Raw genomic sequence first — 24,021 nt, 5'->3', positions numbered from 1 at the left:
CCCCGGCGCCCTGCGTGTCAGCTTGACGATATGCGGACGCGTATTGCAGGGTCGAAGGCTGATGGCAGCGACGAGCACGGAGGCGGCGAGGCGGCATGACGATCGGCGTCTTCATCGTGGACGACCAGGAACTGCTGCGCGTCGGCGTGGCCGCGCTGCTGGAGGTCGAGAGCGAGATCGAGCTCGTGGGCGAGGCGGCGCTCGCGGCCGACGCGCTCGCCCGGATCCAGGCGACGCGGCCGGACGTGGTGCTGCTGGACACGCGCCTGCCGGACGGCGACGGCGTGGCCCTGTGCCGGGCGATCCGCGCCGAGCCGAACCCGGCCGCCTGCCTGATGCTCACCGTGTCCGAGGACGACCCGATACTGCTCGACGCGCTCGACGCCGGTGCCGCGGGCTACGTCCTGAAGTCGGTGCACAGCGCGGAGCTGATCGACGCCGTGCGCAAGATCGCCGCCGGAGGCTCGCTGCTCGACGCCCCGGGCTCGGACGGCCTGCTCGAACGCATGCGCATCGAGGCGGCCAGGTCGGACCCGCTGCGGGACCTCGGCGTGACCGATCGGGAGATCGTCCGGCTGATCGGCGAGGGGCTGACGAACCGCCAGATCGGCTGCCGGCTCAACCTCTCCGAGCGCACGATCAAGAACCACGTCTCGCACATCCTGACCGTGCTCGCGATAGAGCGCCGCACGCAGATCGCCGTGCTCGCGGCCTCGCTCCGATCCGAGGGGGCCCACTGATGGCCGACGCGCTGATCGTCGTGGACCTGCAGACCGCCTTCGTCCGCGGGCCGCACGCCGTGCCCGGCCCCGGGCCGCTGCTCGAGAACATCCGGCTGCTGCTCGGCCGCGCCCGGGCCACCGGCGCCCTCGTCGTCCACCTGCAGAACGACGGCCCGGACGGCGCGCCGGACGAGCCGGGGACGCCCGGCTGGGAGTTGGCGCTGCCCGTCCGATTGAGCGACACGGAAGTCGTCGTACGCAAGACGAAGGACGACGGCTTCGTCGGCACTCGGCTGAACGAGCTACTGCATCAGTACGACGTGGACCGCCTCGTGGTCTGCGGCGTGCAGTCGGAGATGTGCGTCGGCGCGACCGCCAGGGGAGCGATGGAGCGCGGCTACCGGGTTCTCCTGCCGCACGACGCGCACGGGACCTACGACATTCCCGCCGTCGACGGGCTGGCCGAGCGAGTCCCGGCCCACCACGTCGCCCGGGTGGCGGAATGGGCCCTGGGCGACGAGGTCGAGATAGCGCCCCACGCGAGGGACGTGGACTTCAACGAGGTCGCCCGCCGCTGACGCCTCCGCGCCGCCTTGGCGAGCCCGCGGTGGTGACGGATCCGTGCCGCTCTCGGCCGCTGACGGATCCGCGTCCTTGACGCCTCCGCGCCGCCTTGGCTGCTGACGGATACGCGCCGCTGATACCTCCGCGCCCGTGACGCCTCCGCGCCGCCTTGGCGAACCCGCTCCGACGCCCCGTCAGAACGGGAACTTCACGCCGGTCATCTCCTCGGACAGCGACCACAGCCGCGCGGCGCTCTCCGTGTTCTTGGCGGCGTCGGAGCGGTCGACGAGCTTGGGGCCGCCGCGCATCTCGGCGAAGCCGTCGGGGCCGACGAAGCTGTCCCCGGGGAGGTCCTGCGTCGCGGCGTAGAGCGACGGCAGCGCGCCCGCCTCGGCAGATTGCGCGAAGACCGCGTTGCCGACCTTCAGCAGCGCGCCGGTGACGCGGCTGCCCGAATGCGACTGGAGCTCCGTGGCCGCGTAGCCGGGATGCGCGGCCAGCGAGCGCACCGACGAGCCGGCCGCCGTCAGCCGACGCTGCAGTTCGGCCGTGAACAGGAGGTTCGAGAGCTTCGATTGGGCGTACGCGCGGGTCGGCGAGTAGTTGCCGGTCAGGTTCAGGTTGTCGAAGTACATCCGGCCGCGGTCCCACTGGTGCGCGCGCGAGGAGAGCGTGACGACGCGGTCAGTGATCTGCGGCAGCAGCAGGTTGGTGAGCGCGAAGTGGCCCAGGTGGTTCGTGCCGAACTGGCGCTCGAAGCCGTCCGCTGTCCGGCCCTCGGGGACCATCATGATCCCGGCGTTGTTGATCAGCACACTGATCTCGCCGTCCCACTCCGCGGCGAACGCGCGCACGCTGGAGAGGTCGGCCAGGTCCACGCGGCGCACCTCGGTGCTGCCGGGCGCGCTCGCGGCGGCGGCCCGGCCGCGCTCGACGTCGCGCACCGCGAGGACGACGTGCGCGCCGGCTCCGGCCAGCGCGCGGGTGGTGGCCAGGCCGATGCCGCTGTTCGCGCCGGTGACGATCACCGTGCGGCCGGTCAGGTTCGGAAGATCGTTCGTGCTCCATGTTCCCATGGCCCCGAATGTAGCCACTGCCAACAAAGTTGTCAATGACAACACGCGCGGCCTTTTGTATCCTGCTGACCATGGCGAACCGCTCCTACCACCACGGCGACCTGCGCGCCGCACTCCTCGAACAGGCCGGGCGGACGCTGCGGGAGAAGGGGGCCTCGGCGCTCTCGCTGCGCGAGCTGGCGCGCGATCTCAACGTCAGCCACGCCGCGCCGAGCCGCCACTTCAAGGACCGGCGCGCGCTGCTCGACGCCGTCGCCCTGCTCGGGTTCGCGCGGATGGCCGAGGCGCTGGCCAAGGCCGATCCCGGCCCCGAGGCCGGATTCCGCGCCCGGCTCGAGGCGCTCGCCCGGGCGACGGTGGACTTCGCGGTGAGCGAGCGCGAGCTCATTGCGCTGATGTTCTCCAGCAAGGCGGACACGGACGCGCTCGACGACATGCACGAGGCCTGGATGCGTCTGGCGGCGCCCGTGTACGCCGCGATCGCCGACGGCCAGCGCACCGGCGACGTGCACGCCGGCGACGTCGAGCGGATCGCGTACTCGGCGTTCTTCACCGTGCACGGAGTCGCGAACCTCGCCTCGATCGGCGTGATCCCGGAGGCCGACATCGACCAGGCCCTCGGCGACGCACTCGATCACCTGGTCAGAGGGCTGCGACCATAGAAATCAGCAAGGCCGCGCGATTCCGCCGGCGCGTCAGAGGACGACGACGCGATTCTCGTCCGCCGAGATCCGCGCGGCCTCGATCACCTTGAGCGCGGCGACGGCGTCGCCCGGGTCGACCGGCACCGGGCCCTCGCCGCGCAGCGCACGCTGGATCCTCGCGTAGAAGTCCGTGTAGCGGCCGTCCAGCGTCGGCCACGTCTCGAACTCGCCCTCCGCGCCGACCGTGCCGTACCGCTCGCGCGGAGTCACGCCGAAGCCCGCGTCGTGCGGCGTGCGGCCGGCGCGCAGCTCGTCCTCCTGGCCGTCGAGGCCGTATGTCACGTACGAGCCCTGCGATCCCAGCACGCGGAAGCGCGGGCCGAGCGCGGCGGCGGTGGCGCTGGCCCAGAGGTGCGAGCGGACGCCCGACGTGTGGGTCAGGGCGATGAAGGTGTCGTCGTCCGCCGTCGCGCCCTCGCGGCGCACGTCGGCCTGCGCGTACACGTGGGCGGCGGGACCGAAGAGGTTAAGCGCCTGGTCGACGAGGTGGCTGCCGAGATCGTAGAGCAGGCCGCTGCCCTCCTCGGGTCCGCCGGACTCCCGCCAGCCGCCCTTGAGCTTCGGCCGCCAGCGCTCGAACCGCGACTCGAAGCGCTGGACGGTGCCGAGCCGGCCGTCCGCGACGAGCTGGGCGACCGTGCGGAAATCCCCGTCCCACCGGCGGTTCTGGAACACGCTCAGCAGCAGGCCGCGCGCCTTCGCCGACTCGACCAGCGCCTGTCCGTCCGCCGACGTGATCGCCAGCGGCTTGTCGACGACGACCGCGGAATCCGCCGCGAGGGCGGCCTCGGCGAGCGGGACGTGCGTCTTGTTGGGGGAGGCGATGACGACCAGGTCCAGCTCCAGCGGCCACAGCTCGTCGGCCGAGGCGACGACCTGCGTGCCCGGGTACGCCGCGTGGATGTCGGCCCGTCGCGCCGCGTCCGAGGTGACGACGGCGGCGAGCTCGAGGCCGGGGGTGGTGGCGAGCAGCGGGGCGTGGAAGAAGCGGCCCGCCGTGCCGTAGCCGATCAGGCCGACTCGGGCGGCCGCTGGAGAGTTGGACATGGGTCCAGTCAATCACGCGCCCGGTGCGCCGTCCCGGTGTCCCGTCCCCGTGTCCCCGGCCGCGGGGCCGGGGACACGGGGACGGTTCGCTCACGGACTAGATCGCGCCCGCCGGGAGCGTCCAGACCTGTGCCGCGTCGTTGGCGGTGCAGTCCCAGATCTGCAGCTGGGTACCGGAACCGCCGTAGTTCGTATCATCAAGGCACTTATTCGATTGTGGGTTGTAGAGCTGTCCGTTCGACTGCGGTATCCACACCTGTGCTCCGGTGCCGTTGCAGGTGTAGAGATCCACGGTCGTACCGTCGGCGGTGCCGCCTCCGTTGATGTCGAGGCACATGCCGTAGTCCTTGATCAGGCTGCCCGCCTCGACCACCGTCCACTGCTGGGCGCCGGTGTTGTTGCAGGTGTAGACCTGGACCGGGTTGTACAGCGCGGTGCTCGCGCCGCGGTCGTCCAGGCACAGGCCCTGGTAGCCGGTGATCTGGCCGGTCCACTGCCCGCCCGTGCCGCCACCGCCACCGCCGCCGCCCGAGGACGAGCCCGAGGTGGAGTACGCCGCGACGTACGCCACGCTCATCGTGCCGCCGGAGGCCGTGCTGCTCGTCGGCGAGGTGCAGCCGCACACGCCGTTCGGGTAGCCGCCGCCCATCGCCAGGTCGAGGATGATCGACATGTTGTGGTCGAACGCGGCCTGCCAGGTGCTGGTGCCGATCTGCGACTCGTTGACGGTGAAGTACGCGTTGCCGTCGAGGTAGAAGGTGATCGACTCGGCCGAGGTGTTCGTCCGGTTCAGGATCATCGTGTACGTGTGGTAGCCCGACTGGCAGCCGCCGCAGCCGACGAGGCCGCTGCCGATGCCGTTCGTCTCGTTGCAGGGGCCGCCGGGGTCGGTGCCGCAGTGCACGGTGCCGGAGAGCTCGGACAGGGAGTTGACGTCCTCCATAATGTCGATCTCGCCGTTCTCCGGCCACTGGCCCGGGCCGAGCATCCAGAAGGCCGGCCAGTAGCCGACGCCGCCGGTGGGCTGCTCGATGGACGCGGTGACCTCGAGTTCGCCGCCGGCCGGGGCGCCGACGTTCGCGGTCGTGGTCTGGACGCGGCCGGAGGTCCAGTTGCTGCCGCTGCCGAGCGCGGTGATGTCGAGGTGGCCGTTGCCGTCGAGGTGCACGTTCGACGTCGAGTTCGTCATCGTCTCGACCTCGCCGGTGCCGAACACGCCCTGGCCGGTGTCGTACATCCACTGCGAGTCGATGCCGCTGCCGGACGAGCCGGCGAAGCTGTCGCTGAACACGGTGGACCAGCCGGAGGGCGCCCCGGGCACGGTCGTCGCGGAGGCGGAGGAGACCGCGACGACGTCGGTCAGCGCGACCACCATGGCGGGGACGGCGAGCCAGACCAGGAGGCGGCGGAGGAGGGGTGCTCGGGTCGATCTTTCACGGGATATGCGCATGCAGACTTGCCCGCCTTCTCGAAGGAGGTGTTGTGGGTGACGCGCACGGCGCGCGTTGCGAAGCGCCGTAAGCGTTTACGGCGCATCGTGCGCCGCAAAATTGGTCTAGTCAACTGGTGCGGCAGGTTCCGGAACCCGATCCCTTGACACGGCCTCAGATCTGCGGGATCGTCACACGCGAGCATGACAACGTTGTCAGACCCTTGGGAGACCACCCTCATGCCTTCCCTGCCCACCTTCAGTCGCAGAACCCGGATGCGGGCGGCGGTGCCCGTCGTGGCCGCCGTGACCCTCGGTCTCGGCGCCCTCGCGCCGGGCGCCTCGGCCGCGACCCGCGTCGCGATCTCCAGCAACGCCCTCGTCACCGATCCCGGCTCCTACGTCAACCCCCTCATCGGGACGACCAACTCCGCGGACGACTTCCCCGGCGCCGACGTGCCCTACGGCATGGTCCAGTGGAGCCCGGACACCCCGAGCCGCCCGGACGGCGGCGGCTACGAGTACACGGATTCCTCGATCACCGGCTTCAGCCTCACGCACATGTCCGGACCGGGCTGCCCGGCCGAGGGCGACGTGCCGGTGCTGCCGACCGTCGGCGCCGTCGACACCGGTGCGAACGACTCGTTCTCGCACACGGGCGAGAGCGCCTCGCCCGGCTACTACTCGGTGCAGACCTCGAACGGCGTCACCACCGAGCTGACCGCGACGACGCGGACCGGCATGGCCCGCTTCACCTTCCCGGCCACCACGCAGGCCAACCTGATCTTCAAGCTCAACGACAGCGCCAACGGCGACTCCGCCACGCAGTTCGACGTGGTCAGCGACACCGAGGTCCGCGGCTCGGTGACCAGCGGCTACTTCTGCGGCGCGACGAACACGTACACCGTGTACTTCGACATGGTCTTCGACCACCCGTTCACCACGGACGGGACCGACGCCGTCGCCGCGACGCTGAAGAAGGCGGCGACCGACGCGTCGAAGAACTCGGCCGAGCCGGCCAACAAGCCGGCGATCCACGGCGCGCAGCCGAAGACAACGCTGTCAAAGAGCGCGGCCGGCTCGAGCGTCAACGACGGCTACGTCACCTTCGACACCTCGAACAGCCAGGTCGTCCAGGCCAAGGTCGGCATCTCGTACGTCTCCGGCGCGAACGCGGTCGCCAACCGCAAGGCGGAGAACCCGGGCTGGAACTTCAACTCCACGAAGGCCGCGGCGGCGAGCGCCTGGAACAAGCAGCTCGACCAGATCCGGATCGAGGGCGGCACCGTTGATCAGGACACGGTGTTCTACACCGCGCTCTACCACGCCTCGCTGCACCCGAACGTGGTCAGCGACGTCAACGGCCAGTACCCCGGCTTCGACGGCAAGGTGCACACAGTCGACTCGGGCCACGCCGCCGTATACGGCAACTACTCGGGCTGGGACATATACCGATCGCAGGCCCAGCTCGAGGCGTTGATAGATCCTCAGATCGCCTCCGACACGGCCGAGTCCATGCTCGACGACTATGCGCAGACCGGCGAGTTCCCCAAGTGGTCCAACAACAACGGCGAGACCTACGTCATGGTCGGTGACCCGTCGGACGAGATCCTCGCCGACTACTACTCCTTCGGCGCGCGCGACTGGGACACGTCCACCGCGCTCAAGGACATGGTCGCCGAGGCGACGACCACCAACGACGACCGGCCCGGACTCAACTACATCAGCGGTTCCAGCGCGATCGGCTACCTGCCGGCCGACGGGACGTACGGCTGCTGCAACTTCTACGGACCGGTCTCCACCCAGCTGGAGTACGACTCGGCGGACTACGCCATCGCCTCGCTCGCCAAGGCGACCGGCGACAAGGCCGACTACGCGAAGTTCGCGGCCCGCGCGAACAACTGGACCAACGTCTACAACCCGGCCTCCGGCTTCATGCAGCCGCGCCTGGCGAACGGCTCCTGGCTCGCGGGCTTCAACCCGTCCAGCGGCACCGACTTCGTCGAGGGTAGCTCCTGGCAGTACACGGGCATGGTGCCCTTCAACATCGCCGGGCTCGCGGCGGCCGACGGCGGCGCGGCCAACTACGCGAGCACGTACCTCGACCAGGTGCTCTCGGGCATCGACGGCGGCAGCGGCAACAAGGCGGACTTCAGCAACGAGCCCAGCCTCGAACTGCCCTGGGAGTACGACTACACCGGCCAGCCGTACAAGACCCAGAAGGACGTGCGGCAGGTCCAGGACCAGATCTGGACCGACTCGCCCTCCGGCCTGGCCGGCAACGACGACCTCGGCGAGATGAGCTCCTGGTACGTCTGGTCCGCGCTCGGCATGTACCCGGAGACCCCGGGCACCTCGACCCTCGCGCTGGGCAGCCCGCTGTTCCCGAAGGCCGTCGTCAAGCTGGCGAGCGGCAAGACCCTGACGATCAACGGCAAGGGCGCCGCGGCCGCGGCCCCGTACGTGCAGTCGGCCACCTGGAACAGCGGCTCCTGGAACGACGCCTACGCACCGGCGGACGCCACCACCAAGGGCGGAACGCTCTCCTTCACGCTGGGCACCACCCCGAACACCAGCTGGGCGAGCCTGCCGACCGACGCGCCGCCGTCCGACTCCACCGGTGAGGCCTCGGTTCTCGCCGCGGTCTCGCCGGGCTCCGGGCTGATCCTGGCCCCGAGCGGGAGCGGCAGCGCGAAGCTCGTCGCGTCCAACCTGACGAGCAGTCCGACCACGGTGAAGTGGTCGGAGAGCGGCAGCGGAGTGACCGTCAGCCCGTCCTCCAGCACGCTGACCGTCCCGGCGCACTCGACCGCGAGCGTCGCGCTCAAGGTCACCGCGGGTGCGACGGAGGGCTCGTACCCGGTGACGTTCGCGATGTCGTCCGGCGGCACGTCCCTGCTGCCGAGCACGCTCAGCGTGGACGTCGCCTCGCCCGGCGAGCTCTGGCCGTACTACACCAACATCGGCATCTCGACGGACGGCGGCTCCAGCGCGGCCGACTACGACGGAGACGGCTACAGCTACTCCGCCAACGCCCTCGCCGCGCAGAACGTGACCCCCGGCGCCACGATCACCTCGGACGGCGTCAGCTACACGTGGCCGAACGTCCAGGCCGGAGCGCTCGACAACATCGAGGCGAACGGCCAGACCATCCCGCTGCAGCCGACCACGGCCACGAAGATCGGACTGCTCGGCAGCGCGACCAACGCGCCGTCGACGGGAACCACCGGAACGCTGACGGTGACCTACACCGACGGCACCACGCAGCAGATCCCGGTGAACTTCGGCGACTGGACGCTCGGCGCGGGCAGCGAGACCGCCCCCTCCGGCGACCAGACGATCGCCTCGACGACGTACCGCAACGCCGACGGCGGCACGTCGAACCAGACCGTCAACACCTACCTGTTCGCCGTGGACGGAACGCTCACGGCGGGCAAGACGGTCGCCAGCGTCACCCTGCCGAGCCCGACCGACGGAGACTTCCACGTCTTCGCGATCGGATTCGCGCAATGACAGTGACGCCCGGCACGTTCACCCGCTAGCGGCGGTCACCCCGCGCGAGCAGGTGGATGAAGCACCTCGGCCCCGGCCCGCCCCCGCACAGGGTGCGGCCGGGGCCGAGGCGCGCCGGAGCCTAGAAGTCCGATGAGCATCTCTGTTCCGCCCCGGCCGTGCGGCGACCGGGGCGGGAGCCGGCCTCGCAGCGGGCCGACAGGGGTGCGGCGTCCGCCGGCGACCCATCCCCGATGAACTTCGCGACGAGGGCGGCGACCTCGTCGTCGCGCAGGATCCTGTTGTGGCCGAGCCGCTCGGTCTCGACGATGCGCGCCTGCGGCCAGCTCTCGGCGAGCTTCCGGCCGCTGACGACCGGGACGACCGCGTCGCCGGCGTCGTGCACGATGAGGGCGGGCGGCAGGTCCGTGCGGCCGAGGAGCCGGGGCGGCAGGATCTGCGAGGCGAGCTCGACGCCGGTGCGGCGCTCGCCGATGGCGACCATGCGGGACCTGATGCGCTCGCCGAAGCCGAGCATCGGGGCGAGCACCTTCGTGAAGGCGACCGGGTCGATCGGCGGGGCGATGAAGACGGCCTTCCGCGCCGGCGTGCCGTCGAGCAGCACCGATGCCGTGCACGCGGCGCCGAGCGAGTGGCCGACGACCGCGTGCGCCGGGCCGAGCCGGCGGATCACCGCGGCCAGCGCGAGGCTGAAGTCCGGCAGCAGGCTCTGCTTCGCGCCCAGCGCGCCAGGGCCGGAGTCGCCGTGGTTCGGGGCCTCGACGAGCACGACGCGGTAGCCGTCCTCGGCGAGCCTGCGGCCGATCGGCGAGAACTGCCCGCGCCAGCCGCTCCAGCCGTGCAGCAGGTAGACGAGCGGGCCGTCCTCGGGGCCGAGGAGCTCGACCGCGATCTCCGTGGCCCGCGCCGGCTTCGCCGTCCCGTCGCGCCGCGTGGGGCGGCGCCCGGTCCAGTCCGGCAGCGCGACCCGCACCCGGCGGACCTCGCCCATGCCGCCCTCCCGGGAGCGGGCCACGGCCCGCGCGTCCGGCCGGGTCGGGGTGGACCACAGCTTCCAGGCCAGGTACGAGCCGGGCCCCGGGGCCCATCGCTCCAGCAGCCCGAAGACCGGGCGCAGCCGGCCGGCGCCGCGCTCGCGCGGGTTCCGCGGCTTCTCAGCACGAACGGTCGTGCTTTTTTCCTCCGCCAAGGCCATCGGGTGACTCCTGTCGTGGGTGCGTGGTTCAGTGCCGGCGTGCGGCGGCGACGATCGCCTCGAAGGACCGGCGGGCGTGCTCCGGCGCGCGCGGGTCGCCGAGCAGCCGGTGCGCGTGGAAGAAGCCCAGCATGATGCCGTGCAGGTCGTAGGCGAACTGCTCGGGGTCCGCGTCCTCGCGGAAGTCGCCTTCGGAGATGCCGGTCCGGAACATCTGGATGATCGAGTCCGAGCAGTCGCGGTGGTCGCGGACCAGCTGGTCGCGCACCGGCCCGGGCTGGTCGTCGAACTCGGCCGAGGCGGAGACGAACAGGCACTCCGCGTTCGACTCCTGGCTCACCCGGAGCCAGTGCTCGAACAGCGCGCGCACCCGCGGCTCGCCGCGCCGCGTGCGCGTCGCCGGCCTGAGCACCTCGTCGGTGAACTTGTCCCGCGCATAGGCCAGCACCGCGAGCTGCAGCGCCTCCTTCGACTGGAAGTGCGCGAACAGCCCGCTCTTCGACAGCCGGGTCCGGGTGGCCAGATCCCCGATCGTCAGCGTGGACAGGCCCTGCCGCGCGGCGACGTCCGCCGCCTGCTCCAGCACCGCCAGCCTGGTCTGCTCGCCCTTGCCCATGCGCCCATTAAAGCACGTCCGTGCTATTTTCGGCACGGATCTGGTGCGCCGCCCTTGACGCGCCCGGCCGGGCCGGAAATACTAAGCGAGCGCTTAGCCGAGGAGTCTTGCAGTGTCGCAACGAGAACGCGGGCGCCCCGGCCTGCTGGTCGACTGGGGCGGGGTCATGACGACCGACGTCTTCACCTCTTTCGCGGCCTTCTGCGTCCGCGAAGAGCTGCCGGAGGACGCCGTCCGGCAGCTGTTCCGCACCGATCTGACCGCCCGCGGGCTGCTCGTCGGGCTGGAGACCGGCGAGCTGCCGGAGGAGGAGTTCGAGCGCGGGTTCGCCGCGCTGCTCGGCGTGCCGCCGGCCGGCCTCATCGGCCGCATGATGCGCGATACGCGCCCTGAGCCGCGGATGCTCGACGCCGTGCGCGCGGCCCGGGCCGGCGGTGTCGCCACCGGGCTGGTCTCGAACTCCTGGGGGTCCGGCGGCTATCCGCGCGAGCAGTTCGCCGAACTGTTCACCGGCGTCGTCATCTCCGGCGAGGCCAAGGTGCGCAAGCCCGCGCGAGAGATCTACGAACTCGGTGCCGAGGCCCTCGGGCTGCGGCCCGACGAGTGCGTCTTCGTCGACGATCTGGCCCACAACCTCAAGCCCGCCCAAGAGCTCGGTATGGCCGTCGTGCACCACACCTCGGTGGACGAGACGCTCAACCGACTCAGCGACCTACTCGCCGTCGATCTAGCTCCGAGGAGATGACATGAGCCACTACCGCAGCAACCTGCGCGACCTCCAGTTCAACCTGTTCGAGGTCTTCGACACCGCCGACGCGCTCGGCCGCGGCCCCTTCGGCGATCACGACGTCGAGGGCGCGCGCGACATCCTCGCGCAGGTCGAGAAGCTGGCCGTCGGCCCGATCGCCGCCTCCTTCACCGAGGCGGACCGCGAGCCGCCGGTCTACGACCGCGAGGCGCGCACCGTGACGATGCCGGAGGGCTTCAAGCGCTCCTACCGCGCGTACATGGACGCCGAGTTCTGGCGGCTGGAGATCCCCGCCGAGCTCGGCGGCAGCCCGGCGCCGCGGGCGCTGTGGTGGTCGCTCATCGAGTTGGTCCAGGGCGCGCAGGCCCCCGTCTTCATGTTCGGCAGCGGCCCCGCGTTCGCCGGCCTGCTGCAGCGCTTCGGCACCGAACGGCAGAAGCGCGAGGCCGAGCTCATGATCGAGCGCGGCTGGTCGGCCACGATGGTGCTCACCGAGCCGGACGCGGGCTCCGACGTGGGCGCGGGCGTGACCCGGGCGATCCCGCAGCCGGACGGCAGCTGGCACATCGAGGGCGTCAAGCGCTTCATCACCTCCGCCGAGCACGACCTGGAGGAGAACATCGTCCACTTCGTGCTCGCCCGGCCCGAGGGCGCCGGCCCCGGCACCAAGGGCCTGTCGCTGTTCGTCGTGCCGAAGTACCACTTCGACCCGGAGACCGGGGAACTCGGCGAGCGCAACGGCGTCTACACGACGAACGTCGAGAAGAAGATGGGCCTGAAGGTCTCCACCACCTGCGAGCTGACGTTCGGCCAGGAGCGGCCCGCGGTCGGCTGGCTGTTCGGCGACGTGCACGACGGCATCGCGCAGATGTTCCGGGTCATCGAGTCGGCCCGCATGCAGGTCGGCGTCAAGGCGATCGCGGCGCTGTCCACCGGCTACCTCAACGCGCTCGACTACGCCCGCACCCGCGTCCAGGGCCCGGACCTGACCCGCGCCGCCGACAAGTCCGCACCGCGCGTGACGATCAACCGGCACCCCGACGTGCGCGCGATGCTGATGCAGCAGAAGGCGTACGCCGAAGGCCTGCGGGCTCTCTACATCTACACGGCCTCGTGGCTGGACCGCGCGCTGCTCGCCGAGGACGCCGGCGACGCCGAGGCCTCCGCCCTCGCGCACAGCGTCAACGACCTGCTGCTGCCGGTGGTCAAGGGCTTCGGCTCGGAGCGGTCCTACGCCCTGCTGTCCACCAGCCTGCAGGTCTTCGGCGGCTCCGGCTTCCTGCAGGACTACCCGATCGAGCAGTACATCCGCGACACGAAGATCGACACCCTGTACGAGGGCACGACCGGCATCCAGGGCCAGGACTTCTTCTTCCGCAAGATCGCCCGCGACCGGCAGGTCGCCTGGACCGCGCTGAGCGGCGAGATCGAGGCCTTCCTCACCGAGGTCGAGGGCGAGTCGCGGCTGGACGCCGAGCGCGCCCGGCTCACCGCCGCGCTCGCCGACGTGCGCGCGATGGTCGCGACGCTGCTGGACTGGAGCAAGGCCTCGCGGGACGCGGCCGAGGAGGTCTACAAGGTCGGCCAGAACACGACGCGGCTGCTGATGAGCGTCGGCGACCTGCTGATCGGCTGGCTGCTCCTGCGGCAGGCGTCGGTCGCGCTCAAGGCGCTGGACGGCGGCGACGCCGGCGGCGACGAGGAGTTCTACCGCGGCAAGCTGGCGGGCGCGAAGTTCTTCACCGCGACCGTGCTGCCCGAGTTGAGCGCGCGCCGCGCGGTGCTGGAGCAGACCGACAACGCGCTGATGGACGTGGCCGACGGCTCGTTCTGACGCAGCGTCCGGCACGGACCCTCGACGCGGACCACCGACAGCAGGCTAGGAAAGGCGAAATCGTGTACGCATGGCAGGCCACCGCGCTCGGCGAGCCGGATCAGGTGCTCGCGCTGACCGACATCCCGGCGCCCGAGCCGGGCCCGGGGCAGCTGCTGGTCCGGGTGCGGGCCACGGCGCTGAACTTCCCGGACGTGCTGCTGTGCCGCGGCCAGTACCAGATCCGGCTGGAACCGCCGTTCACGCCGGGCGTCGAGCTGTGCGGAGAGGTCGTCGGGCTCGGCGCGGGCGTGGACGAGCGGCTGCTCGGCACGCGCGTCGTCGGCAACCCGGTCCTGCCGCTCGGCGCACTCGCCGAGTACACGCTGATGACCGCCGCCGAGGCGTACCCCGCGCCGGAGTCCCTCGACGACGCCGAGGCCTCCGCGCTGCACATCGCGTACCAGACCGGTTGGTTCGCCCTGCACCGGCGGGCTCGCCTCCAGGAGGGCGAGACGGTGCTCGTACACGCGGCGGCCGGCGGCGTGGGCAGCGCGGCGGTGCAGCTCGCGAAGGCGGCCGGCGCACGCGTGATCGGCGTCGTCGGGGGCGGGGCGAAGGCCGAGATCGCCCGCGGCCTCGGCGCGGACCTGGTGATCGACCGGAAGTCCGAGGACTTCATCGCGGCCGTCAAGAAGTACACCGAGGGCCGCGGCGTGGACGTCGCCTTCGACCCGGTCGGCGGCGACGCCTACACGGGCTCGGCGAAGTGCATCGGCTTCGAGGGCCGGATCGTGGTCGTCGGCTTCGCCGGCGGCCACATCCCGGCGCCGGCCCTGAACCACGCGCTGGTGAAGAACTACTCGATCCTCGGCCTGCACTGGGGCCTGTACAAGCAGAAGGACCCCGGCGCGGTCTGGGCCGCGCACGAGGCCCTGGTGGCGCTCGCCGACAGCGGCGGCATCAAGCCCCTCGTCAGCGAGCGGGTCCCGGTGAAGCAGGCGGTCGACGGCCTGACGGCGCTCGGCCGGGGCGAGACCACCGGCCGCGTCGTCGTACTGCCGTAGCCGTAGCCGTAGTCCGTCAGGACTCGGTCACCTCGGGCTCGGACACGGAGTCGGCCCTGGACTCGGCGCTCGTCTCGGACCCGGGCTCGGCGTCGGTGGCGGGCTCTGTGGCCGGCTCCGCGCTCGTCTCGGATCGACGCTCGGGGTCGCTGGATTCGGCCCCAGACTCCTTTTCGCCCTCGCCCTCGCTCTCGATCTCGGCGTCGGTCCCGCCCTTGACTTCGCTCCCGCTCTCGGCCCCGGCCGCGGGCTCACTCGTGGCCTCTGCCTCGGACGTCGTGGCCGCCGCGGTCTCCGTCGTCGCGGCCGGCGCGGCCGGTGCCTCGGTCTCGATGCGCGGGGTGGCGAACAGGTTCCAGGCGTAGCAGGTCAGCGCGACCATCGTGAGCAGCGCCATCGCGAACGAGGCGTCGTTGGCCGAGCTCGTGTTCGGGGTGTCGTTGACGAACGCCGCCCCGGACACGGCCGCGCCCGCGATGGCCAGCCAGCCGATCAGCGACGTGATCTTGATCCACACGCCGCGCACGGTCAGCGAGAACACCACGAGCAGGCACGCGTTGATGAACACGAGCAGGCCGAAGCCGGCGTGCGCGGCGATCTCGGCCGGCCCCTTGCTCATCGCGTCGCCGAACGACGAGAGCAGCCCCTTGCCCTGGTCGCCCGCGGGCACCTGGACGAACAGGTTCACCCGCATGCCGAGCACGGTCTGCAGGACGAGGAGGATCACCTGCGCGAAACTGAAGTCGCGCAGCCGCCGCGCGGCGAGCACGTGATCGCCGGGTTCGGCGGCGGAAACGGTTGACGAGGATGCGGTCATGGCGACAAACCCTATCGGCCGCGGCCCGGGCCGAATCCCGCGGCCGGCGCGCATCGGGGGCTACCGACGGCTCAGCAGGTTCTCGAGCAGCGGACGGTAGTGATCGAACCCGGGCACCCGCGCCCCGGGGTCCTTGGCCGCCTCGTCCCAGCGACGCAGTGCCACGGCGGCCTGCGCGTATCCGCCGCGCTCGAACTCCGCGACCTCGTCGGCGTCCATCGGGCCGCCCTGCACGCCGAGCGTGAACACGGACGCCTCGGACAGCAGGTCGAAGTAGCCGGGCTCGACGGCGCACAGGTAGCGCTTCGCCGCGACGTGCAGCCGGACCGGCTCCGTCACCGTCTCCGGGAACCGGGCGGCGGCCAGCCAGTCGGCGCCGGAGTGGCTGTGCCGGTTGTCCGTGCCCGCCATCAGCTCGTGCCCGCTGATCTCGCCGGTGAAGTGGCCGACGTCGTGCAGCAGCGCCGCCGCGACCAGCGACGGCTCGGCACCTGCGGCCTCGGCGCACGCGGCGGCCTGCAGCATGTGCTCGGCCTGCGTCACCGGCTCGCCGAGGTACTCGTTCCCGCCCTGCTCGGCGAACAGCCGCGCGAGCACGTCGACAATACTCTGATTCATGGTCGGATATCCCTGGTGTAGCGAGCGCCGGAGTACGGCCAGCGTGCTTGCGGCGGCGTCGAGGTCGGCGTAGCAGCCCTGCAGGTGACGATGCCCGCTCGCGGTGAATCCGGTGCGAGCGTGCAGTATGCGCGTGTTGTCGAAGACGACGCAGTCGCCGGGCTCCAGCCGGAGGTCGAGGCGCGCCTCGTCGCGGTAGAGCAGTTCGGCGAACGCCCGGTACGCCGCGTAGAACGGCGTGATCCCGTCGGCAGTGGCTGTCGCGATCGGCCGCATGGAGCGGTTGTTGAAGCGGATCTGCTTGATCCGGCCCAGCGCGTCGAGCCCGATCAGCGGGTTGGTCGCGGTGAGCTCTGCCTCGGCGTCGCGGTAGCGGAACGTCACGGGCGTGCGGGTGAGGATGCCGAAGGCGTCCGGCTGTTCGCGGCGGAGTGTCGCCGCCGCGTGGAAGCCGTCCACGAGCCCGGAATCGCCGCCCTCGGCGGCGTTCGCCAGGCAGTGCAGCAGCTGGATCGTCGGCACCGGATCGCGGTACGGATTGTCCGTGTGCGGCGTGGATCGGGAGCGCGGTGAACGCCAGGTTCGCCGGATCCTGCTCGACCCGGACGTCGAACAGGTCCCCGTAGTTCGTGTCGCGCACGAAGCCGAAGACCTCGGCGACGCAGAGCACGGTCCGTTCCCGTGCCGGCACGCCGCGCAGCAGGAAGAACCCCTTGGTGAGCAGGGATTCCAGGCACTCGGCCTGCGTCGCGGGATCGTTCGCGAACGCGTTCCATCCGCTCGACGGCACGCCGCCCGCGAAGTCGGCGGCCTGCCAGAGGGTCTTCGCGTCCTCGGCCCGATCGTCGTACGGCAGGCGCCGGCCCGGCCGACTGCCCGCGAGCCAGCCGGCGTCGAAGCGCGACTCGTGCCCGTCCGGGGCGAACACGAACGTCACGCCGCCGTCGGCATCCTGATCGACCCGCTCGATCCGGATATCCTCCGGCCGCGGCAGATCCGTGATCCCGAACAACTTCTGGCCGCTGCCGGGGACGACGCATTGTTCGCAGGGGCAGTTGTCGCGCAGCCAGACGGCGGCCGGGTAGTCCTCGTGCGGGTCCTCGTGCATGCTGTCGTCAGTTCCCTGAGTTGGTCGTCGATGCGGCGGCGGTTTCCGGCGTGGCGGCCCGGTCGCGCACCAGCGGCGAGAGGGCGATGGAATTGCGGATGGTGAAGGCGACGGCGTCGCCGACGTAGCGGTCCTCGGACCACTCCAGGGCCTGCCCGCGCGGATCCGTGGCCCGGCGCCGCTCACGCAACAGCGCGAGGCCCGGCTCGATGGCGAGGAGCCGGGCGTCGTCCGGCGTGGCGTTGACGGCGTCGATCGTGTGCTCTGCGTGCGCGAACACGATGCCGTGTTCCTCCAGCCGTTCGCTGATCGACTCGCGTTCGAGGTCGACGAAGGACAGCAGCAGGCCCGCGCGCTCCACGTACGCCGTGCGCTCGATCATCACCGGTTTGCCGTCGAGCAGCCGCACGCGCACGACGTAGATCACGGGATCGTCCGCGGACAGGCCCAGCTCACGTGCCTGGACCTCCGTGGCCGCTCGCCGTTCGAGGAGCTCGACGCGTCCGCTCGGCTCCGCCCCGATCGACCGCGCCCAGAGCGAGAACGAGCGCAGCTCGCCGAAGTTCTGCAGCCGCGGCACGGCCAGCACCGTCCGCCGCGCTCCCCGGTGCGAGGCGACGACGCCGTCCTCGCCGAGCATCGCCAGCGCGTGCCGGATCGTGCTGCGGGCCACGCCGAACCACTCGGCGAGCTCGTGCTCGGACGGCAGTTGCGAGCCGGGAGGGTACGTCCCGTCGCTGATCGCCCGGCGCAGCCGCAGCGCGACATCCTGGTACAGCGCCGTCATCGGCGAAACCCCCTCGCGGCCCACTTGTAGGTACAAGCTACTGCTTGGCCGTACAAGCTGTCCACGCACAGACCGCCGACGCCCCTCTACGATGACGCACACCTGTCGAGCCGGAGGGGGCCCGCACCATGATGCGAGCGGTCTTGTACGCCACCGTCATCGCGCTGATCTGCTCCCTGGCCGGGACGCCGATCGCGATCCGGCTGTTCACGCGGCGCGGCTACGGCCAGGAGATCCGCGAGGACGGGCCGAAGAGCCACCTGGTCAAACGCGGCACGCCGACGATGGGCGGCATGGTGATCGTGCTCTCCACCGTCGTCGCGTACTTCCTCGCGAAGCTGGTGACCTGGAAGGCCCCGACGCCCTCGGCGCTGCTGGTACTGCTGCTGATGGTCGGCATGGGGCTGGTCGGCTTCGTCGACGACTTCATCAAGATCCGGAACCGTCGCTCGCTCGGCCTGCGGGCCAAGGCGAAGCTCGTCGGCCAGTGGACCGTCACGATCGCGTTCGCGCTGCTCGCGCTGCACTTCCGCGACGCGATGGGCCTCACCCCGGCGAGCGACCACATCTCCTTTCTGCACGACGTCAGCTGGCTCGGCATCGGCCCGGTGTTCGTGCTCTGGTGCTACATCCTCACCGCGGGCTGGTCCAACGCCGTCAATCTCACCGACGGCCAGGACGGGCTGGCGAGCGGCGCCGCGGCGATGGCCTTCGCGGCGTACGTCGTGATCGGCGTCTGGCAGTACGGCCAGAGCTGCGGTCGCGCCGCGGCCGCCGGCTGCTACCAGGTCCGCGATCCGCTCGACCTCGCGATCGTCGCCGCGTCGGTCATGGGCGCCTGCTTCGGCTTCCTCTGGTGGAACGCGTCTCCGGCGAAGATCTACATGGGCGACACCGGTTCGCTCGCCCTCGGCGGCGCCTTCGCCGGCCTGTCCATCTGCACCCGCACGGAGGCGCTCGCCGCGGTCATCGGCGGCCTGTTCCTGATGGAGCTGTTCTCCGTCATCATCCAGGTCGGCTCGTTCAGGCTGCGGCACGGCAAGCGCGTCTTCAAGATCGCGCCGATCCACCACCACTTCGAGCTGGACTGGCCCGAGGTGAACGTGACCATCCGGTTCTGGATCATCTCAGGACTCTGCATGATGACCGGTATCGGCCTGTTCTACGGCGGCTTCGAAGCGCACTGGTGATGCGCGCCCTCCCGGTGCCTCCGGCTGCCGCCGGCAGGCGGCCTCAGCCCTGGTACACGGCCCGCATCCGGCAACCGCGGCTGACCGTCTCCGCGAAGGCACGCGCCGCCGGACCTGGCACGTCCCTGGCACGGAACGCCCAGCCGACGGTGAGCGGCGCAAGACCCCGCAGCTGGACTAGCCGGAGCGCGGTATCGCCGGGCGGCGGACCCGGTAGACGGGGAACGACCGCGTGGCCCACGCCGAGCTCCGCGAGCAGCAGCGCGGTGTCCCAGTCGCCGTGCCCCGCGTCGTCGGCCAGCGTGACGTCCGCCAGCGCGGCGGCGAGACGTGCGCCCGATATCGACTCCTCGGGCAGACGGACCAGGCTCAGGCCGGACAGCTCGGCCACCTCGACCCACGCGCGGTCCGCGTAGATCTCGCCGGCCCGCATCGCGAGCACCCACGGGAGCTCGAGCACCGGCACGTGCTCCACGCCCGGCCTGCGCCCGGCTCCCGGCTCAGGCAGCGTGATCCACGCCAGGTCCGCCGCGCCCGTCACCAGCGTCTCGACGCACTCCCGGCTCGACGCGGCAGTCGAGATCCGCAGGTCCGCCCGCGGGTTGCGGAAACGGAACTCGACGACGGCTTCGGCCATGACGTTGCGCACACTCGTCGCGCCGGTCGTTACCCGGATCGCGTCCCTGGGAATCATGGACCTACGCTAGGGCCCACGAACCTATGGAATGACGAGGCGCGCGTGTGTACCGCACTTATCAGCGTTGATCCGGGCAGCCGCGTACCCGTTCTGCTGCTGTTCGCCCGGGACGAGTTCGTCGATCGCGCCTGGCGGCTGCCCGCGCGGCACTGGCCGAACCGGCCGTCGCTGGTCGGCGGGCGGGACGAGCGCGCCGGCGGCACCTGGCTCGCGGTGCGGCCGGGTGACGGGTCCGCCGGTCCGCGCGTCGCCTGCCTGCTCAACGCCTTCGGCACTTTCGCGAGCCCCGAGCGACGGCTCACCCGCGGGGAGCTTCCGCTGATCGCGGCGTCGCCCGGCGGGTACGTCGGCGACCTCGACCTGACCCGCTACGACCCCTTCCACCTGCTGATCGGCGAGGCGGACGGGATGAGCATGCTGACGTGGGACGGCCGGACCCTGGCGGACCGCAAGCTGGAACCCGGCACGCACCTCGTCTCGAACCGCGGCCTCGAGGTCGAGGACGACCGGCTGCCGACCGCGCCGGAGCGCGCCGTGACGCTGATCGAGGCGCGGATCAGGCATTTCAGGCCCCTGCTGCAGGCCGCGCCGCGCCCCGAGCCGGCTCCCGGCCCCGGCGTGCCGACCCGCGCCGCCTGGGACGGCTGGATGCGGCTCGCGGACGGCGACGGCCTGGACGTCGACGATGTCCGTGCCCTGATCGGCCGGCACGACTGGGGCGGGGACGCGGGCGTCTGGATGACGACGTCGGTGTCGCTGGTCGCGCTGGGCGCCGACGGCGTCCGGTACGACCTGAACCCGGCCCCGCTGGCGGGCGAATGGCTCGAGGTGCCGGTGAGATAAACGGGTGACGGCATGACCCGCCACCGCGTGACCGCTCTAACCGACCTCGACAGACGTGCCGACTCCCGGCCCGGCGATGAAGCGAGCGAGCTCCGCTCCCTCACGTTCGATCGCTGCGCGATCATCCGTGCTCACCTTCTCGAACAGCGAGACGGCCAGCACCGCCGAGTCGGGATCCGGGCCCGCTTTGCCCTTCTTCGTCAGCGTGATCTTCCACATGCCGCGCCACTCGCCGTCGACGAACAGCGTCCCGGTCCGCGCGCCGTTGCCCGGCGGGATCGGCGGCTTGCGCAGGTCCGGGATGAAGCGGGTGCGGTCCGCGTATCCGAAGAACAGGTTGTCGTACTCGGGCAGGAAGCGCACCGGAGCCGGCACGAACTCGGACGGGCGCGGCGCGTCAGGCAGGTCGTAGAGCAACCGGCCGTCCGGCCCCCGGAAGGTGGCCAGCTTCGAGCCGAGCCGGTCCGCGACCTCGGAGAGCCGGGTGAGCCCCGACCACGTCTGCGCGTCCTGCACGGACGCCGGCCCGTAGGCCGCGAGGTAGCGCAGGAACATCCCATCGGGTGACGGCGCGTCCTGCGGTTCGCGGCCGAGATACGCGGCGAACGTCGTCTGCCGCGTCGGCGCGCTCGCGCTCCACTTCCCGCGCGGCGGCACGTGGATCAGCGCGAGCCGGCCGCGGGCGCCGTACGCCAGAGCGTCCGCGTCGTAGCCAGGGAAACGCCGGACGAGCTGCCGGCCGAGCTCCGCGGTGCTGAGCTCCGCCTCGGTCAGCAGTTCGAGGGCGGCCGAGGTCAGCTCGTCGAGGTCGATCCCGATCAGCCTCTTGCCGAACGCGGCCTGCACCGAGCGCGCACCGACCGGGCCGACGAGGCCCTGCCAGGCGAGGGCGTCGTCCGCCGTGACGAGATGGACCGTGGCGCGCATCAGATTCGAGCGCACGACGCGGCGGCCGTCGTAAAGCTCGTCGAGCTCGGCGGGGGAGTAGCGCGCCAGGCGGGTCCACAGGCCGACGTGTGGGGCGAGCGGAGCCTGTGCCTGCATCCCGGCGAGCGCGTGGATCACGTCGTACGGGCGGCCGGTGCCGCGATCGAGCAGCAATTGGCGGCAGAGCGTCGCACGGTTCAGCGCTCTGCGACTCAGGGTTGGTGGCGTTGTGGGCACGCCTCGATTATCGGTGTCCGCCCGCGAGGAGCCTACGAGGGTGCACGCGCGTCCGCGGCTACAGCGCGGCTACAGCGTCACCTGCCGGTAATCGTCGTCGCCCGGCCCCTTGATCCAGGCGGCGACGGCCCGCGGGTCCGCCGACTCCGTCGCGTTGCGCAGCAGGATCCGAGCGGTCCGCAGCGCGTGCGACTCCGTCTCGGCGCGGCCGATCGAGTAGGCCGGGAAGGGCGTCTCGCCCCGGCGCACCCAGTCGACGCGGTACTCCCAGGGGAGTTCGCGCGTGCGCGCCGCGAAGATCTCCCTGCGCACCCGCGCGAGCAGCTGCCCGGAGGTGAGGTTCTCGTTCACTGGAATCAATCCTTGGTGCGGATGGGGAGTCGGTGCTCATTTGCGCCGGGCCTCCGACGGGATGCTAACGTGGCGTCAGATCCGCCCGCGTCCTCACGGAGGGTGACGGATTCGGCTTGCTCAGTTACGCGGAACGTTACAAGTGACGTTTCATTAAATTACCCGGGCTTGGCTAGATCACTCGTCCAGACGCGCGATCGCGGGGGCACGCTTTCCGGGAGCCGACGGGGAAGGGAGTGGATCGCGGTGCCGTTCACGGCCAGCTGGACGCAGAAGGCCCTCGCCGACGAACTCTCCCGGCTGCGCAAGGCGCGCGGCTACTCGGTGCGCGACGTGGCCGAGCGCACCGGCTGGAGCATCGCGAAGATCTCCCGCGGCGAGAACGGCGTGAGCAAGCTCAATCCCCTCGACGTGCGGCTGCTCGCCGCGCTCTACGAGGTCGACGACGCCGACGTGGACCGGCTGTGCGAGATGGCCAGGGACAGCATCGCCGACGCCTGGTGGCGCCGCTACGAGCGCTGGCTGAGTCCGACCTTCCTGGAGTTCCTCGCCTACGAGGCCGACGCGGCGCGCGCGTGGTCCGTGCAGACGATGTTCGTGCCCGGGCTCCTGCAGACGAGCGACTACGTCAAGGCGATCCTCTCCATCGGCCCGGTCCGCGACCCCGACCGCAACGACGCCGACTACGAGGTCAGGCTGCGCCGCCAGCGCCGCCTCGACGAGCCGGAACCGATCCACCTCACCGCGCTGATCGCCGAGTCCGTACTGCACTGGCAGTTCGGCGGCCCCGACGTGATGCGCGGCCAGCTCACCCACCTGTGCACGATGGCCGAGCGGCGGAATGTGAGCGTGCGCGTCATCCCGTTCGCCCACCCGATCCCGATATACCCGGTCGACCTGTTCGAGTCGGGCGGCTCGGCCCCCGCCGTCGTGTTCTCCGAGACCCAGTGGGGCACCCCGTTCACCGAGGACCCCATTGAGCTCCGCCAGGCCCGCCGCGAGATCGAACGCCTCGAGGCGGCCGCGCTGACGGAGCGGGAAAGCAGCAAGATGATCGAACGAAGAATCAGAGAGTTGGATTGATGCGCATCAACGAGTGGCACAAGGCCGTCGCCTCCAACGGCGGCACCAACTGCGTCGAAGTGATGGAGACCGAGGACGGCTTCCTGGTGCGGGACACCAAGGACGGCGGCAGCGGCCCGGTGCTGTCCTTCACCCACGCCGAGTGGGAAGCCTTCCTGGCCGGCGTGAACAACGGCGAGTTCGACCCCGTCGAGGCGTAGTCCGGCTCCTGGTTCGAATTGCCCAGTGATATATCGTTCACCGTCATATCGATTCACTGCTTTACAGATCCGCGAATTGCCTCGCGTGCTGTATCTCCCCGCGACAGCGACCCCGTGCGAGCCCCGTCTCCCGGGGTTGTCTGCGTGAGAGGGGGAATATCGCCGAGGCGACGTCCGCTTCGACGACATGACCTCACCGAACATCCTCGGCGTGCTGGCCAGAGTCTTCGTCGACGACCTCGACAGCGCGCTCCCTGTCTACCGCGCCCTGGCCGACGACGCCGAACCGCAACGCTTCATCTTCCGGGACGTTCGCCTGGTCCGAGTCGGCGCGTTCCTCCTACTGAGCGGCGACACCGCCATCACCCGCCGCACGCCGGACCGCATCCAAGGCCGCGTCAGCTCCGTCTACCTGGCACTCCAGGGCGCCGCCACCCTGCTCGGCATGCTCATAGGCTCCGTCGCCGGCCAGCGCCTGGGCGTCGTAACCACCATGAATCTCGCCGCATTACTCATCGCCGCCTCTGCCGTCGCGGCGTTTCTCATTCAACAGTCCGACGTCGAAGGTGAGCCCTGGCACGCGTGACGTGACGTGACGGACTCCGAGCTTCTGACCGCCCCGCAGGCCGCCGACGCGCCTCCAGTTCGCTGGCAGCCACGCGTTGGGCG

24 protein-coding genes and 1 pseudogene are annotated in these 24,021 nt (G+C 71.0%); 13 read left to right on the top strand and 12 right to left on the bottom strand.

Annotated features, from left to right (window positions below):
- The first annotated feature begins 95 nt into the window (after nucleotides 1–95).
- Nucleotides 96–740 (top strand): response regulator, encoded by a 645-nt coding sequence (locus tag KDK95_RS10525; protein WP_212517888.1) that lies wholly within the window; start codon nucleotides 96–98, stop codon nucleotides 738–740.
- The gene (locus tag KDK95_RS10520) at nucleotides 740–1,300 is read left to right on the top strand and encodes an isochorismatase family protein (RefSeq protein WP_212517887.1); all 561 of its coding nucleotides are present in this window, start codon (nucleotides 740–742) and stop codon (nucleotides 1,298–1,300) included. Before KDK95_RS10525 ends, KDK95_RS10520 begins: the two co-directional genes overlap by 1 nt.
- A 180-nt stretch (nucleotides 1,301–1,480) precedes the next feature.
- Here KDK95_RS10520 and KDK95_RS10515 read toward each other — a convergent pair whose 3' ends face one another.
- Nucleotides 1,481–2,362, bottom strand: coding sequence for an oxidoreductase (locus tag KDK95_RS10515; protein WP_212517886.1), 882 nt, complete (start codon nucleotides 2,360–2,362; stop codon nucleotides 1,481–1,483).
- A gap of 71 nt (nucleotides 2,363–2,433) precedes the next feature.
- Between KDK95_RS10515 and KDK95_RS10510 the strand changes: the two genes are divergently transcribed.
- Nucleotides 2,434–3,024, top strand: coding sequence for a TetR/AcrR family transcriptional regulator (locus KDK95_RS10510; protein WP_212517885.1), 591 nt, complete (start codon nucleotides 2,434–2,436; stop codon nucleotides 3,022–3,024).
- A 33-nt stretch (nucleotides 3,025–3,057) separates the two neighbouring features.
- Here KDK95_RS10510 and KDK95_RS10505 read toward each other — a convergent pair whose 3' ends face one another.
- Both KDK95_RS10505 and KDK95_RS10500 read right to left on the bottom strand, forming a co-directional pair.
- A complete protein-coding gene (locus KDK95_RS10505) occupies nucleotides 3,058–4,113 on the bottom strand; it encodes a Gfo/Idh/MocA family oxidoreductase (protein ID WP_212517884.1) in 1,056 nt (351 codons plus the stop codon).
- 97 nt (nucleotides 4,114–4,210) lie between these two features.
- Nucleotides 4,211–5,563 (bottom strand): ricin-type beta-trefoil lectin domain protein, encoded by a 1,353-nt coding sequence (locus KDK95_RS10500; protein WP_212517883.1) that lies wholly within the window; start codon nucleotides 5,561–5,563, stop codon nucleotides 4,211–4,213.
- A 219-nt stretch (nucleotides 5,564–5,782) separates the two neighbouring features.
- Between KDK95_RS10500 and KDK95_RS10495 the strand changes: the two genes are divergently transcribed.
- Nucleotides 5,783–9,055, top strand: a complete 3,273-nt coding sequence (locus tag KDK95_RS10495; protein WP_212517882.1) for a lectin — start codon at nucleotides 5,783–5,785, stop codon at nucleotides 9,053–9,055.
- A 121-nt stretch (nucleotides 9,056–9,176) separates the two neighbouring features.
- Here KDK95_RS10495 and KDK95_RS10490 read toward each other — a convergent pair whose 3' ends face one another.
- Both KDK95_RS10490 and KDK95_RS10485 read right to left on the bottom strand, forming a co-directional pair.
- Nucleotides 9,177–10,250, bottom strand: a complete 1,074-nt coding sequence (locus tag KDK95_RS10490; protein WP_212517881.1) for an alpha/beta fold hydrolase — start codon at nucleotides 10,248–10,250, stop codon at nucleotides 9,177–9,179.
- 28 nt (nucleotides 10,251–10,278) lie between these two features.
- Complete coding sequence (locus KDK95_RS10485) at nucleotides 10,279–10,866, bottom strand: TetR/AcrR family transcriptional regulator (RefSeq protein ID WP_212517880.1); 588 nt, start codon at nucleotides 10,864–10,866, stop codon at nucleotides 10,279–10,281.
- A 112-nt stretch (nucleotides 10,867–10,978) separates the two neighbouring features.
- On the opposite strand from KDK95_RS10485, the gene KDK95_RS37385 reads away from it, so the two are divergent.
- The 3 genes from KDK95_RS37385 to KDK95_RS10470 all read left to right on the top strand — a co-directional run bounded on the left by KDK95_RS37385 (nucleotide 10,979) and on the right by KDK95_RS10470 (nucleotide 14,494).
- Nucleotides 10,979–11,611 (top strand): HAD family hydrolase, encoded by a 633-nt coding sequence (locus KDK95_RS37385; protein WP_212517879.1) that lies wholly within the window; start codon nucleotides 10,979–10,981, stop codon nucleotides 11,609–11,611.
- A 1-nt stretch (nucleotide 11,612) separates the two neighbouring features.
- A complete protein-coding gene (locus KDK95_RS10475) occupies nucleotides 11,613–13,448 on the top strand; it encodes an acyl-CoA dehydrogenase (protein ID WP_212517878.1) in 1,836 nt (611 codons plus the stop codon).
- A gap of 62 nt (nucleotides 13,449–13,510) precedes the next feature.
- Nucleotides 13,511–14,494, top strand: a complete 984-nt coding sequence (locus tag KDK95_RS10470) for an NADPH:quinone oxidoreductase family protein (protein WP_307844302.1) — start codon at nucleotides 13,511–13,513, stop codon at nucleotides 14,492–14,494.
- A gap of 16 nt (nucleotides 14,495–14,510) precedes the next feature.
- On the opposite strand, the gene KDK95_RS10465 is transcribed toward KDK95_RS10470, so the two are convergent.
- Complete coding sequence (locus tag KDK95_RS10465) at nucleotides 14,511–15,311, bottom strand: hypothetical protein (RefSeq protein ID WP_212517877.1); 801 nt, start codon at nucleotides 15,309–15,311, stop codon at nucleotides 14,511–14,513.
- Nucleotides 15,312–15,371: 60 nt separating this feature from the next.
- Nucleotides 15,372–16,451 (bottom strand): TauD/TfdA family dioxygenase, encoded by a 1,080-nt coding sequence (locus KDK95_RS10460; RefSeq protein ID WP_212517876.1) that lies wholly within the window; start codon nucleotides 16,449–16,451, stop codon nucleotides 15,372–15,374.
- Nucleotides 16,452–16,558: 107 nt separating this feature from the next.
- Between KDK95_RS10460 and KDK95_RS10455 the strand changes: the two genes are divergently transcribed.
- A complete protein-coding gene (locus tag KDK95_RS10455) occupies nucleotides 16,559–16,885 on the top strand; it encodes a hypothetical protein (RefSeq protein WP_212517875.1) in 327 nt (108 codons plus the stop codon).
- On the opposite strand, the pseudogene KDK95_RS38185 reads toward KDK95_RS10455, so the two are convergent.
- Together KDK95_RS38185 and KDK95_RS10445 are read right to left on the bottom strand one after the other, a co-directional pair.
- Nucleotides 16,870–17,037, bottom strand: a pseudogene (locus tag KDK95_RS38185) (gamma-butyrobetaine hydroxylase-like domain-containing protein); the annotation flags it as partial. The gene KDK95_RS10455 and the pseudogene KDK95_RS38185 sit on opposite strands and share 16 nt — an antisense overlap.
- A gap of 7 nt (nucleotides 17,038–17,044) precedes the next feature.
- The gene (locus tag KDK95_RS10445; RefSeq protein WP_212517874.1) at nucleotides 17,045–17,824 is read right to left on the bottom strand and encodes a GntR family transcriptional regulator; all 780 of its coding nucleotides are present in this window, start codon (nucleotides 17,822–17,824) and stop codon (nucleotides 17,045–17,047) included.
- A 131-nt stretch (nucleotides 17,825–17,955) separates the two neighbouring features.
- Here KDK95_RS10445 and mraY point away from each other — a divergent pair, with 131 nt between their 5' ends.
- Nucleotides 17,956–19,014, top strand: a complete 1,059-nt coding sequence (mraY, locus tag KDK95_RS10440) for a phospho-N-acetylmuramoyl-pentapeptide-transferase (protein ID WP_212517936.1) — start codon at nucleotides 17,956–17,958, stop codon at nucleotides 19,012–19,014.
- A gap of 43 nt (nucleotides 19,015–19,057) precedes the next feature.
- Here the strand turns inward: mraY and KDK95_RS10435 are convergent, their stop codons facing one another.
- Complete coding sequence (locus KDK95_RS10435) at nucleotides 19,058–19,708, bottom strand: LysR family transcriptional regulator substrate-binding protein (protein ID WP_212517873.1); 651 nt, start codon at nucleotides 19,706–19,708, stop codon at nucleotides 19,058–19,060.
- Between the two features lie 45 nt (nucleotides 19,709–19,753).
- Between KDK95_RS10435 and KDK95_RS10430 the strand changes: the two genes are divergently transcribed.
- Nucleotides 19,754–20,554: an NRDE family protein gene (locus KDK95_RS10430; RefSeq protein WP_307844301.1), complete on the top strand. Its 801-nt coding sequence runs from the start codon at nucleotides 19,754–19,756 to the stop codon at nucleotides 20,552–20,554.
- Between the two features lie 36 nt (nucleotides 20,555–20,590).
- Here the strand turns inward: KDK95_RS10430 and KDK95_RS10425 are convergent, their stop codons facing one another.
- Complete coding sequence (locus KDK95_RS10425; RefSeq protein ID WP_212517872.1) at nucleotides 20,591–21,718, bottom strand: winged helix DNA-binding domain-containing protein; 1,128 nt, start codon at nucleotides 21,716–21,718, stop codon at nucleotides 20,591–20,593.
- Between the two features lie 69 nt (nucleotides 21,719–21,787).
- Nucleotides 21,788–22,069 carry a hypothetical protein gene (locus tag KDK95_RS10420; RefSeq protein WP_212517871.1) on the bottom strand — a complete coding sequence of 94 codons (282 nt, stop codon included), beginning with the start codon at nucleotides 22,067–22,069 and terminating at the stop codon, nucleotides 21,788–21,790.
- A gap of 246 nt (nucleotides 22,070–22,315) precedes the next feature.
- Here KDK95_RS10420 and KDK95_RS10415 point away from each other — a divergent pair, with 246 nt between their 5' ends.
- The 3 genes from KDK95_RS10415 to KDK95_RS10405 all read left to right on the top strand — a co-directional run bounded on the left by KDK95_RS10415 (nucleotide 22,316) and on the right by KDK95_RS10405 (nucleotide 23,938).
- A complete protein-coding gene (locus KDK95_RS10415; protein WP_212517870.1) occupies nucleotides 22,316–23,152 on the top strand; it encodes a helix-turn-helix domain-containing protein in 837 nt (278 codons plus the stop codon).
- Nucleotides 23,152–23,352, top strand: a complete 201-nt coding sequence (locus KDK95_RS10410) for a DUF397 domain-containing protein (RefSeq protein WP_212517869.1) — start codon at nucleotides 23,152–23,154, stop codon at nucleotides 23,350–23,352. Before KDK95_RS10415 ends, KDK95_RS10410 begins: the two co-directional genes overlap by 1 nt.
- Nucleotides 23,353–23,539: 187 nt before the next feature.
- Nucleotides 23,540–23,938, top strand: a complete 399-nt coding sequence (locus KDK95_RS10405) for a hypothetical protein (protein WP_212517868.1) — start codon at nucleotides 23,540–23,542, stop codon at nucleotides 23,936–23,938.
- The last annotated feature ends 83 nt before the right edge of the window (nucleotides 23,939–24,021 follow it).

Source organism: Actinospica acidithermotolerans (assembly GCF_018139625.1).
In the GTDB taxonomy this organism is placed as follows: domain Bacteria; phylum Actinomycetota; class Actinomycetes; order Streptomycetales; family Catenulisporaceae; genus Actinospica; species Actinospica acidithermotolerans.
Note: the sequence above shows the minus strand (reverse complement) of the source record. Positions and strands in the feature narration are given on the sequence as shown.